Source organism: Streptomyces diversicolor (genome assembly GCF_057537855.1).
On sequence record NZ_BAAJXA010000028.1, the window covers coordinates 91,010 to 103,045 of the forward strand.

General features: G+C 69.7%; 10 protein-coding genes and 2 pseudogenes. 5 read left to right on the plus strand and 7 right to left on the minus strand.

All coding sequences use genetic code 11. The features are described from left to right. The first annotated feature begins 3 nt into the window (after positions 1–3). From AC27LF_RS29725 to AC27LF_RS29735, 3 genes are all read left to right on the plus strand, one after another. Positions 4–564, plus strand: a complete 561-nt coding sequence (locus tag AC27LF_RS29725; RefSeq protein ID WP_479664279.1) for an HIT family protein — start codon at positions 4–6, stop codon at positions 562–564. A gap of 58 nt (positions 565–622) precedes the next feature. Next, a complete protein-coding gene (locus AC27LF_RS29730; protein ID WP_479664278.1) occupies positions 623–1,441 on the plus strand; it encodes a GntR family transcriptional regulator in 819 nt (272 codons plus the stop codon). 245 nt (positions 1,442–1,686) lie between these two features. Next, a complete protein-coding gene (locus tag AC27LF_RS29735; protein ID WP_479664277.1) occupies positions 1,687–2,247 on the plus strand; it encodes an acyl-CoA thioesterase in 561 nt (186 codons plus the stop codon). A gap of 82 nt (positions 2,248–2,329) precedes the next feature. Here AC27LF_RS29735 and AC27LF_RS29740 read toward each other — a convergent pair whose 3' ends face one another. Then, positions 2,330–3,058 carry a TetR/AcrR family transcriptional regulator gene (locus AC27LF_RS29740; protein ID WP_479664276.1) on the minus strand — a complete coding sequence of 243 codons (729 nt, stop codon included), beginning with the start codon at positions 3,056–3,058 and terminating at the stop codon, positions 2,330–2,332. Positions 3,059–3,146: 88 nt separating this feature from the next. Here AC27LF_RS29740 and AC27LF_RS29745 point away from each other — a divergent pair, with 88 nt between their 5' ends. Then, positions 3,147–4,007, plus strand: a complete 861-nt coding sequence (locus tag AC27LF_RS29745; protein WP_479664275.1) for an SDR family oxidoreductase — start codon at positions 3,147–3,149, stop codon at positions 4,005–4,007. 243 nt (positions 4,008–4,250) lie between these two features. On the opposite strand, the gene AC27LF_RS29750 is transcribed toward AC27LF_RS29745, so the two are convergent. The 5 genes and pseudogenes from AC27LF_RS29750 to AC27LF_RS29770 form a co-directional block, all read right to left on the minus strand. Then, a complete protein-coding gene (locus tag AC27LF_RS29750; protein ID WP_479664274.1) occupies positions 4,251–5,282 on the minus strand; it encodes a hypothetical protein in 1,032 nt (343 codons plus the stop codon). Beyond that, entirely contained in the window at positions 5,279–6,562 is a 1,284-nt protein-coding gene (locus tag AC27LF_RS29755) for a CHAT domain-containing protein (protein WP_479664273.1), read from the minus strand. The genes AC27LF_RS29750 and AC27LF_RS29755 overlap by 4 nt, the downstream gene beginning before the upstream one ends. Positions 6,563–6,953: 391 nt before the next feature. Then, positions 6,954–7,682: pseudogene (locus tag AC27LF_RS29760) on the minus strand (hypothetical protein); the annotation flags it as partial. Positions 7,683–7,958: 276 nt separating this feature from the next. Then, positions 7,959–8,597, minus strand: a pseudogene (locus AC27LF_RS29765) (hypothetical protein); the annotation flags it as partial. Between the two features lie 702 nt (positions 8,598–9,299). Further along, entirely contained in the window at positions 9,300–10,313 is a 1,014-nt protein-coding gene (locus AC27LF_RS29770) for a methyltransferase (RefSeq protein ID WP_479664272.1), read from the minus strand. A gap of 534 nt (positions 10,314–10,847) precedes the next feature. On the opposite strand from AC27LF_RS29770, the gene AC27LF_RS29775 reads away from it, so the two are divergent. Continuing rightward, the gene (locus AC27LF_RS29775) at positions 10,848–11,621 is read left to right on the plus strand and encodes a helix-turn-helix domain-containing protein (RefSeq protein ID WP_479664271.1); all 774 of its coding nucleotides are present in this window, start codon (positions 10,848–10,850) and stop codon (positions 11,619–11,621) included. A gap of 118 nt (positions 11,622–11,739) precedes the next feature. Here the strand turns inward: AC27LF_RS29775 and AC27LF_RS29780 are convergent, their stop codons facing one another. Then, positions 11,740–11,955 (minus strand): biotin/lipoyl-binding carrier protein, encoded by a 216-nt coding sequence (locus AC27LF_RS29780; protein WP_479664270.1) that lies wholly within the window; start codon positions 11,953–11,955, stop codon positions 11,740–11,742. Positions 11,956–12,036: the final 81 nt, after the last annotated feature.

The following is a 12,036-nucleotide window of genomic DNA, read 5'->3' on the forward strand; positions in this document are numbered from 1 at the left end:
CCCATGACGCCGAACAGCAACCCCATGCCGAACCCAGCCGATGTGCTCCGTCCCGAACCGGACTCCGGCTGCCTGATGTGCTCCGAGATCGAGGCCGGACACAGCGACGTCACAACCGGACGCCACATCGCTGACCTGACCGCCTCTCGACTGCTGCTTGCCGCCAACCAGTACGTCAGCGGGATGTGCATGCTCATCAGCAACGCACACGCCACCGAACTGCACCACCTGCCGCCCACCGCGGCCGGCGGCTACTTCAACGACCTCCTGCTGAGTTCCGCGGCCGTCGAAGAGGCATTCCGGCCGCACAAGCTCAACTGGGAAGTGCTCGGGAACTGGACACCGCACATCCACGGCTTCATCAAGCCCCGTTACCGCGACGATCCCATTCCTGACAACCGCATACCCCACGACGTACCATGGGTTACTGTCGACGAGCAAGAGATGGACCACCGCGTCGAGTTGGTCCGCACCGCACTCTTCGCCGCGCTCGACCGCGACCCGAGGCGCCTGCGACTCGACGTCGTCCTGGACCCACGCGAAGACGACCGACACAGGGGCTGACCGCCCCAGCCATTCACCACCGGCCGCCGCGCACCGAGAAGAAGAGCCCACCAACGCCATGCGAAGCACCCACCTCAACCGGCACAACGGAACAGCGCTCTACCGTCAGCTGAGCGAAATCATCGAAGCGCGTCTGCAGGCCGGCGAGTATCCCCCAGGAAGACGCTTGCCGAGCTTGCTCGAATTCGCCGACGAATTCGGAGTCAACCGCCTCACGGTCCGGCAGGCGCTCGACGAACTCGCACGGCGAGGCGTCATCGAGGTGAAGCAGGGCAACGGCACCTTCCCCGCTGCAACAAAGGTCCGCTTCGACCTGGGTACCGTGCCCAGCTTCACCCACAACATCTCGGCTCACGGCGCGACCACGGAAACCCGCCTGCTCGACGTCCGCACCGTTACGGACAAGCGCATCCAAACCGAACTGAGTGCGGCCGAGCGCCTTGTCTGCTACGAACTCGTACGCTACGTCGACGGAGTCCCCTGGAGTCTCACCACCATCTGGATGGACCGCAGCCGACTGCCGCGCCTGAAAAGCCATTGGCCTTCGGCAGAAGGCACCGGATCGCTGTACGACGCACTGCGTGATCACTACGACATCGAACTGCGCAGGGCCTACCGCACCTACTGGAGCGAACTCGCCGAACCTCGCGACGCCGACCATCTCGACGTCGCCGTCGGCTACCCCATACTGGCATCGGAGGGCCTGGACACCACCCAACACGGTGAGCCGATCCTGTTCACCGCGTCGAAGGGGCGCGGCGACCGCATCAAGGTGACCTTCCGGTACAACGACACGCATGCACACGAAGCAGCCGAAGGTCGGCCATCCGGAAGCGGCCAGGACCGGGATGGTTCGCAGCACACGACCGGGCCGTAGGCGACGTCGTGGTGTGCCCCCGAAGCACGGTGGCCTTGCGGGGCCGCATGCGAGGCCGCGGTGACAACGAGGGTCCGTGGCGGTCGATGATGCGGTCGGCTGCGGACTTCAAGTCCCTGAACAGCGGTGCCGGTCGCCGCTGGGTCAGGTTCGTCAGCCGGGACGCGGGGCCGGGTGAGTTGACGCTGCCCTAAGGTCATGATGCATGAACACTCCTGACGGTCAGAGGTTCGGTATCCAGATCGATGTCCGGGTGCGGCAGGCCGATCTGCGGCAAGCAGGTGGGCAGTGGCGACGCCACCGTCGTGCTGGCCGAGAGCTCGGGGCCGCTCCGGCTTCCGGACGAGCTGATCGCCGATCTCGGGGAGTTGCAGCTGCCGGAGACAGGAACGTCGGCAGCTGCCCGTCCACGCCCTGAGCGCCTGCGACGTGCCCACTACTCGTACTGGGCCACTCTGCGTTCCCGGATCGGTGACGTCGATTCCAACCAGCACGTCAACTTCATCGCATTGGCCACTTGGTACGACGAGGCTGTCGCCGCCTTCACCTCGCACTCGATCGGGACAAGTGGTGCGGGCTCGGTGCCGGATCTGCCCCCTTCGTCGTACCAGATCCAGTATCTCGGTGAGGTGACCTACCCGGGCGACTACGAGATCGGGCTCACGGTCCGCTCCGTCGACACCGACTCCGTGCACTACGAACTCGGTGTCTTCCACGACAGCACCTGCCTGAGCGTGGCCGACGCCATCGGCCCACGCGGCAAACTGACCGCCGAGGCCCTGGAAGCGGCCCCGGCGGCGGACTGACCACAGTCTCCGTGAGACCACGCCAACCTGGCGAGGAACCTACTAGGGCATAACTGGTGTATTGACGGCACCTGACGCGCGATCAGGCATGCGGCGCGCCACCGTGCGCCGCCAGGCGCGTCAGCCACTCACGCAGCAGGCGCTGCTCGGCCTCGCTCAGGACATCGGCGTCGTCGGGGAGGGCGGCGCGCAGCGCGCGGGCCGCAGCGGCGGGACCGGACTCCGCGGCGGGGACCGCCGGCTCGGCGCGAGTGACGGCCGCGACCATGGACTCGCGCAGGACGGTCAACAGCGCCGGATCGCGGCGGTCTGCGGGGGTGGAGTGCCAGGTGGTGACCGCGCCCTGGCCGGTTGCCTGGATGATCTGCGCGGCCAGCTCCTCGTCGACCCGCAGCCACCCCCCGGCCGCCAGCCGGCGCACCCGCCCATGGAGGATCTCCAGGCCCGCGCGGTGTGCTGCGTCCGATCCCCGGCCGATGGCCCGGTTCATCACCGCGAACAGCTCGGGGCGGGAGACCCCGAACTCGACCACCATGTCCCAGCCGCGGCGCAGTTCCTCCACCGGGTCCTGCGGGGCGGGGTCGAGCTGCGCGCGCTTTCTCTCCAGGAACTGCGTATAGCCGTGCTCGGCGACGGCTTCAAGGAGTCCCTCCTTGTCACCGAAGAGCCGGTAGATCGCCGGCGGCTGCATTCCGGCCGCGGCGGCGACCGCGCGGGTGCTCACCGCGTCAGGGCCGCCGTTCTCCAGCAGCTCGACGGCTGCCTCGACGATGCGGCGCCGAGGGCCGTCGGTTGAGTCGCGCGTAGCCATGAACCGATGGTACCGAGGATCTGTTTCCACTGAGATTTCCAGTGTTACCGTGGAAATGATTCCATTGGAAACAGTGTCGGGAGAACCCATGATCATCGTTACCGGGGCCACCGGGAAGCTCGGCCGCCGCACCGTCGAGCGCCTCCTGGAGCGCGTCCCCGCCGACCGCGTCGGCGTCAGCGTCCGCGACCCTCGCAAGGCCCAAGACCTCGCCGACCGCGGCGTCCGCGTCCGGCAGGGCAGCTTCGACGACCCCGCCTCGCTGGCGCACGCCTTCGAGGGCGCCGAGCAACTGCTCCTCGTCTCCCTCGACCGCACGGGCCAGGAGTGCGTCAGCGGCCATCGCACCGCCATCGACGCCGCCGTGAAGGCCGGCGTCCGCCGCATCCTCTACACCAGCCAGATGGGCGCCGCCCACGACTCCCGCTTCCAGGCATGCCGCGACCACGCCCAAACCGAGGACCTGCTGCGCGCCACCGGCCTGCCCTGGACCGCGCTGCGCAATGGCTTCTACGCCGCCAGCGCCCTGCAGTTCCTGGAGTCCGCCCGCCACACCGGCGACATCGCCCTCCCCGCCGACGGCCCCGTCGCCTGGACCGGCCATGACGACCTCGCCGAGGCCACCGCGGTGATCCTCGCCGAGGAGGCCCGCTTCGAGGGGCCCACCCCGCCGCTCACCGGCCCGGCGGCGCTCGACTTCGACACCGTCGCCGAGCTCGCGTCCCAGGTCACCGGACGGCCCTTCACCCGGACCGTCGTCCCCGACGACGCCTTTCGCGAGCAGGTCCTGGCGCACGGCGCCCCGACCCCGATCGCCGACCTGATGCTGAGCATCTTCGCGGCAGCACGGAATGGCGAGTTCACCAGCGTCGACTCGACGCTGGCAGAGCTGATCGGGCGAAGGCCCGCCGCCTTCCGCATCCAGCTGGAGCGTGCCTGGGCCGAATAGATCCAGTGGGGCGCGCCGACAGCCCCGGTCCGACTCGCCGCCCACAAAGCCCGCCCTCTGTCGCCCGAGGCCCCCGCCGAAGGCGAACCGGCCGAAGAGCAGGGACCCGCTGTCCGCAGGCCACCCATCACCCCTGCCACGGGCCCGTCTGGGCCGAGCACGCCGAACGCACCGAGATCTTCCTCGGGCTGTGTGGTCGGCGACGCCTCATTGAGCCTTTCGCCGGACGCCTGTACTGGTCGCTCAGCGCGAGTAGTCCGCGAGAGTGAGCAAGAGATGGGCCGACTCCGGACGCACGTGGTCGGAGTGGGCCCCTGCCGGGCTGAGACGGCGACCGCGGACATACACGTCGGAAGCGTCGACGTTCACGAAGTGGTGGTCGAGCGCGGAGAGCGGATACCGCTCGTCGAGCGGCAGCAGACGTGTGGTGAACATGGGCGCTGGTGCTGGGCCGATCCCGGAGTGCCCGATGCCATGCTGCCGTTCTGCCCGCAGGTGCCAGAACCCGGTCGCCCGGTCGTGGCGGGAGTACGTGGCGACGATGGGCCCCCTCAGCGGGGCGCCGTCGTGCCGGTCACTCGGCAGGATGGATGGGAAGAGCGAGAGGAAGGCGTCGCGCCGTGCGGCCATCTGAAACAGCAGCATGCTGTCCACTGTGAACGGGCGGTCCGGCGAACGGCCCGCCGCGCTCCAGTCGAGTGTGTCGGCGCGCTGGGGGTCCGCCGCCCACTGCACCGCTTCGCACAGGAACCGGCAGCCGAAGGAATGTCCGACCAGGTGGAGGTACTGCCCGTCGCGGTTGGCCAGTACAGGTGCCGCACCGGGGGCGGCGCGCTCGGCGTGCAGATAGCCGAGCAGCCGGCCCAGGATGTGCGTCGCGTGTCCTTCGCCGTCACGCGCTCCCATTGCGTGTGCCCGGTCCCGGATCCTGCGGTAGCCGGTAGGGGTGACCGGGCTGGACGACGGCCAGCGCACCACAACACACCATGGGCTGAAGCCCTCGGCCGTCAAGGCCGGATACCTGTCCGGGGCCGTCCTCAGGTTGTCGTGTGCCAGGTTCAGCAGCCGTTCGGCAGCACGGTGGGCGGAGTTGGGGGATGTCTGCCAGCCGTGCACGTAGACGAAGATGTCCGTGGCCCAGGCGGGCGGGGCGAGGCGCTCCGTGAAGGTGTGGCGCAGCCGGTGGTCCGGCACCGGCTCACCAGTGTGGGCGTCGAGCAGCCACCCGCTCTCGTCCAGGTCGACGGCCTCGACGACCGTGGCGGCACGGCTCACGCGTCACCTCCACTTGTCAGTTCCAGACGGGAATCCATGCCGCCATGCAGTCCGTAGGCGAAGCCCAACGGGTTGCGGTACCGGGCCGCGAAGAGCCGGGCCAGCTCGTGCGCGATCCTGCCGGCGGTCGACTCGCCGCGCAGATATCGCCTGATGAACTCAAGCGCGTACTCGGCGGCGAACGCCTGCGGCATCGCGATATGCGGTCCCAGCACGCCCTGCGCGCCGTGCTCGATGAGCATGCGCCCCAGGAAGGCACGGTCCGCGCTCGCCCCGGAGACTGCGGCATGACAGGCGTTGAGCAGGATGAGCGGTCGGAAACAGCTGTTCCGGTGGCGTGCCCGCAGCTCGCGTACGGTGTGGCCGTCGAAGGGGGTGCCATCCGTGAGCCTGATGACCAGGACGTGGGGTTCGGGCTCGTTGGCGATGAACTCGCCGTGGCACCAGAAGTACATCAACTGCTCGTCCAGATACGGGTTTCCGAAGTCGCGGACCAGTTCCTCGTGCGTCGTGCGCACGGTGCACGCCGTGCCCTCCGCCAGCGCTTTCGCGACTTCGTCCGCTCGGGTCGCGCTGCCCACGCGGACGTCGTGGTTCAGGCTGACGGCCGGCCGCTGCTGTGCCGTACGGGGCGGTCCGATCCACGCGTAGGCGTCGCCCGTGTGCTCGATCTGATGCCGGTGGCCGAGAAAGCGGGCGAAGAGGGCGGGGAGGGGCGTTGCGGATTCGGTGGGTTCCTGGCCGGTGCAGAGCATCGGCCAGGGAAGCTGCACATCGGAGTCGAATCGTACCCGTAGCCCCTCCCTGGACAAGGCCGAGCGGAGATAGGTGCGGAACGTCTGGATCCGCACATCGTCTCCGCGGAGCAGGGTGTCGAACAGCAGGGACTCACCGCCGCGGGCCAAATCGGCCACCACCGTGCGCAGCTCGTCCTCCGGTTCGCCGCTGAGATCCGCGGCCACCGCGTACGGGCGCCGCCGGTCCCGCAGGGCTCGGCCTCGGTCGTCGACCGGCTGGAAGTCGACGAACCGCTCCTTCCAACGAGCGCACAACCGGGCCGCCGCGCCGTGGACCTCATCCGGCCGGGCAATCAGATCGGCCTTGTGCTCGGTGCCCACGAGCGCGGGAACCAGCGTTCCCGTCATACGGGCCCGGATCCGGTCGCCGCCGAGGACGTCGAAACTGACGCGAAGATCGGGCGGCTCCGTCTCCAGATGCGGCAGGAAGCGGAAGCCGTCACTAGGGTCCTGGACGACGCGGGTGGTCAATGAGCGCGGCACGTGGTCAGGACCTCCCCCTGCGAGGCCGCAGCCGTTCCTTCCCCGCACCCGTGGGATCGGCAGTCGCGATGTCCAGCTTCGTCTCCACCTGCTGCAGGACGACACCGGTGTCGTGGTGCAGAAAAGTGAACCGGATCCGGTGCGTACCGGGCTTTGCGGCCACGACGCGGAACTGAGCGGATTCGGCGTCTCCCGGGCCGTACAGCACCGTGGCCGGCACAACCTCCGCACTGCTCAGCGGCACGGCCACAATGTCCAGCGGGGGCCGGGCACCCGGGCGGGCCCAGGGATGCCCGGACTCGGCCACCAGCCGCATGGTCAGGCGTACGGGGGTCCCTGCGCGGGGATTGTCATCCACGAGCGTCAGTTGAGCCCGGCAGCGTGGCGGCGCCCCGGTGTGTACCTGGAAGGCGGCGCGGCGTACGGCCTTCGCAAGGACGGGATCGGGGTGTGCCGCGGCGAGTGCGACCAGTACCTGCACGGTGCGGGGGTGGCCGACGGCGCGCACCTCGTCGAGGAGCGCGGGAATGGTCAGCTGCACCGCGGACTCCAGGTGCCGCACGAGCATCGGGGCCTCGCCGTAGTCGGCGACGGCGGCGGCGGTGTCGACCCACAGCCAGGTGGCCTCTGCCCGCGTGAGCACCTCGAACGCGTCCTCGGGGTCGGCGCCGTCATGCTCGGCGAGCCACAGCAAGGCGTACGGCCGCAGCGTTGGCTCGTCGAGCACGGTACGGACCTCGGGCTCGGCGGGGGCGCCGATCACGCGCAGCACCTCGAAGGCGAGGCCGCGCAGCAGAGCGTCCTCGCCCCGGGCGGCGCCGAGGAGTTCGGTGACGGCGCTGCCCACCGGCCGGGCGGCGAGCCAGGCGCGGTATTCGGCGCGGGCCGCGTGGGGGCGCAGCTGGGCGCAGCCGCGCAGCATGTCCTCGGCGCCCTGCTCGATGTTCCCGGCGGGGCTCTGCGCGGCGACGCAGATCTGCTCCAGCTTGACCCAAACCGCCCAGCTGCCGAGCGCGGTGAGCGTGGCCTGCCCGTCGTCGTAGGTGAGGGCACCGACGGAGGCGAGCGCCCGCAACGCCCAGTCGAGGAGCGGAGCGAGCGCGGTGTCCTCCGCGGGCTCCGCCGGATCGTTGTTGGCGGAGGCCGCGGAGGCCGCGGAGGGGGTGGGGCTATCGCGTCTGAGGCGGTCGGTGACACAGCGGTGCAGGACCACGAGGGTCTGCTGCTCCAGGTCGCCTTCCTGCAGCAGCCGGCCCCAGCCGCGCAGGATCTCCAGGAACGCCTGGTGGACCACCTGCTCGGCCACACGCCGACTGCCGAGGCGGGTCTCCGCGAACTGATGGAAGAACTCTTGGCGGCTCTGGTAGAAGGCCGCGAAGTCCAACGGCAGATCGGGGGGTTCCTGGACGGGCTGACCGTGGCTGACGTCCTGGGGCTGGGGCTGGGGCTGGGGCTGGGGCGTGGACTTGGGCCGGGGGCCGTGTGCGGCCTCGCACCGTTCGGTGCGCAGTTCGGTGACCCGCTGTTCGAGGAGGTCGAGGAGATGCTCCACCGGGACGGGGCCAGCGCAGAGCTGGAGGAAGGAGAGCACCTGGGGCATGGCCGAGACGACGTCGGCGACGGAGGTCGGCTCGTGGTCGGTGGGTTCCGGGTGGGCAAGCGACCAAGCGTCGAAGAGGACGACCCAGCCGCGCAGTACGGCGCTGTCGTCGCGGTCCCAGGCCCGAAGCAGTTGACCGGGGCGGGTGCTGTCACCGTGCATCTTGACCAGGCCGGCCAGACGTGCCGTGTCCCAGTCGTGCTGGACCTGAGCCACGGTCAGCCCCAGGTCGGCGGCGGCCCGTTCGACGGTCGTGGCGGAGAGGGTGCCCTTGCTGTCGGGTTTCGCGCCCTCGCGGCCAGGGCGGAGGGCGGCGTCGGCCCAGCGGGTGACGCGGGCCGCGTCCGCCAGGACGGCGCGGGCCATGCGGGCGAGTTCCGCCGGCGGAGGGGTGCCCTCCGGGGGGCGGGGGGCCGGTCGGCGACGCTGGGTCACTGCTGTTCGGGGCGCGGCGGCCAGGGTGCGCGGGCGGACGAGGAGAAGCAGGGAGCCACGCGGATCACGGGACGTCACGGGATCAGTTTCTCCGGTCACGACCCAGAACCCAAGTCGCCTGACAGAGCGAGAGGCAATCGGTGGCACTGAGCTGCCCGAAAGGTTCACGGTCAGGACTCAAGGGTCAAGATCCGGCGCTGCCGTGCCCGGCCGTCGGCGGGGGAGCGGCCGCGTGCTGGAGTCAGCGATGCGGGTGAAGCGTGAGTACCTGTGTCTGATCCCTGAGGCTTCCAGCGGCGTGTGGATGCGGGTCCTGGGCAGTTGCTCGGTGCTCCGCCGGCCAAGGTGGAGAACGTCCGGCGGAGCACGCATGACCTCCGCGTCGCCATCGGCGACGCGGAGGTGCGTCGGACTGCCGTGTCGGGTAGCGGGCGCCGGCACCGGCCCGGGCCGGGAAGCCGGCCGCGCCGGCGCCGTGTGAGCGCCGCGGACAGCCCGGCACCGGCCCGCCTGTCGAGTACGGTGCCGAGGCGGTCCCGCCTGAGGTCGGACGCCTGGCGGCGGCCGACCGGGACGGGATGGTTCGGTTGACCATGTCGAGCACATGCGCCGGGGAATCCGGTGACGCCTTGGCGGAGGTCCCGGCCACGGTGGCCAGGGCCCGTTGAGCCTCACCCCTGCCGCCACCGAGATCGAGTGCCCTCAGATGGTGTCGAGCTCCATGCCGAAGTAACCGTTGCCCACCGGGTACGTCTTCGACCGGCGCCACCCCGAGGCCGCGAAGAGGGCGTCGAACTCGTCCAGATCGCGCTCCATACCGTTGGTCGAGGTGAGCATGGCCATGTCCGACAGGGTGGCCAGGTCGGGCTTGCCGATCTCGCCGACGAGCATCTCGACGACCAGCGCGCGTCCCCCCTCGTTCACGGCAGACCTGCAGTTGCGCAGGATGGTCGTGCACTGGTCGTCGTCCCAGTCGTGCAGGATCGTCTTCACCAGGTAGAGGTCCGCCGGGGGAACCTCCACGAAGAAGTCGCCCCCCACCGCGGAGAAACGGCCGGACAGACCACGCTTGTCGGCCTCGCCGCGTGCGCTCTCGACGACGTGCGGCAGGTCGAGGACCTGTCCTCTCAGCTCGGGGTCGGCCGCCATCAGCGCGAGGACGAAGTCACCGTTCGAACCGCCGACATCGACGACGGTGGACACACCGGCCGTGGAGACGGCGGCCACGGCGCCTTGCGTCACCAGGCCGGACAGGTCCCCCATCGCCTGGGCGAAGAGAGCCGCTTCCTCGGAGTTCTCCGGCTTCGAGTAGTACTCGAAGATCTCCATCCCCAGCGCCTTCTTGGTCTGGGCCCCGCCCTCCCGCACAGCCTCGGAGAAGTGGGCCCAGGACTGCCAGAGCGCCTGGCCGGTCTGGGCCAGCACCAGGGAGCGCATGGAGCCGGGGACCCCGGAACGCAGCAGCCGGCCCCGGCCGGTGAGACCGAAACGGTGGTCTCCCTCGTAGCTCAGCAGACCGATCGACGAGGCCGCGCGCATCAGACGGTACGTGGCCCGCGGATGACTGCCCTCGCGCTTGGCCAACTCCTCGGCCGTCATGGGTCCTTCGGAGAGGTGGTCGGCGATGTGCAGCGCCGCCACGCCCCTGAGGACCTGGGCGCGGACCAGGCCGATCAGCAGGTCGAAGACGGCGGCGTCGGCGGCGGGATCGCTCAAGGGAACGTCGGTGCCGCGATTCGTGTCTGACATAACAGCTGGAGCCCTTCACGTACTCACCATGGGGCGGAAAGCATGGAAGCGAGCGCGCTGTCTGTCCGTTTCCGAACAGGTGCGGTCCGGTCGCCCCGGTCCCCGCGCGCCGTCCATCATGGTCCGTATCGCTCACCTTACGGAGATCGCCGCGACGTGCGCTTGTACCACAGCGTCACCCTGATGGGACGTCAGCGCCGGTGCCCGGTTCCGTGGTGGAATACGGCGGCGAGGGAGCATCGGTTGCCGGCAAGGCGAGACGTTGAGATGAGCGACACGGGACACACCGAACCGAGGACCGACGGAGCGGCACCGGGACCAGGGCCTGGGAGGAACTTCTTCGTCGACACGACAGCTCCGAGTGCCGGGACGAACGGCTTCGACGTCTTCCGGCGTGCGTGGGAGTCACAGATCAAAGAGGCGCTCCCCCTGCCACCCTGGGCGCCAGTCGGATCGGGTGATTTCCGGGTCCGGGTCCGCGCGTCCAAGGTGCACGACGCGGTGCTCTCGGACGTCTACGGTGAGTTGATGGCCGGCGGTACCCGGGGCGCCTCCCACCACCTCGAAGACCGGGTCCTGGTGCATGTGCTGGGGCGTGGCGCGTGGCGCTTCGTCCCTCCGGGCAACCGGGGTGAGACCGCCGTGGCGGCCGGGCAGTTCATCGTGCGGCACAACGGCCCTCCGGCGCGGTTCGAGGTGGAGCCGCACACGATGGCGAAGGTACTGATCCTGCCGGCCTCGCCGCTCAGGCCGCTGATCCGCGACCGGGCGATCGTCGGACCGGCCGATTCGCCCGAATTACGTCTGCTCACGGGCTACTCCAAACTTGTCGACGCGACGCTGAACGACCTCACGCCCGCCGGTGTGCAAGCCGCGCGCAACTCTCTGATCGAACTGGTCAAGGGGGTACTCATGCGGGCGTTCGACGACCGTGAGCCCCGGCTGGCCCCGGCAGTGGCCCAAGCCGCCAGGGACATCGTGGACGGCCGTCTCACCGATCCGGATCTCACCCCTGCGGCCCTGGCCCGCGAACTCAATGTCTCCGTACGGACACTGCACCGGGCGTTCGCCCAGTCCGAGGAGTCGGTGGCCGCGTACATCCGCCGCAGGCGGCTGGAAGAAGCCCGGCTCGAACTGGCAGTGCCGGTCGGCCGACCGAGTGTTTCGGAACTCGCCGCACAGTGGCGCTTCACCGACAGCAGTCACTTCATCCGTGCCTTCAAGAAGCAGTACGGCCAAACCCCCATGGAGTTCGTCCGGTCGCGCAGTGTATGAGTGCCCACGCCTCCGCCCGAGCCCTGGCCGACCGCGAACTCTACGTCCCCGGCACGAACGAAGGCGCTTGCCTGCGGACCCCATGAGCCGGTGGAACCGGCTGCCGGGACGGCGGTGTTCAGGAGATCTCGGCGATCAAAGCCCCCTCGCGGAGCACGTCACCCTCGATGACGGCCAGCTTGGTGACGGTGCCCGCGGTGTCCGCCTCGACGGGGATCTCCATCTTCATGGACTCCAGGATCGCGAGGGTGTCTCCGGCGGTGACCGTGGCGCCCTCCGTGACGAGGACCTGCCCTACGTGTGCGGTGATGTCGGCGAGTATCTGCTGAGGCATGGCGGGGTGCTGCTCCTAACGCATGCGGACGGCGGACCCGGCGGCGTACGCCGTTGCGGGCAAGTTCGTCGGGGGTGGGGG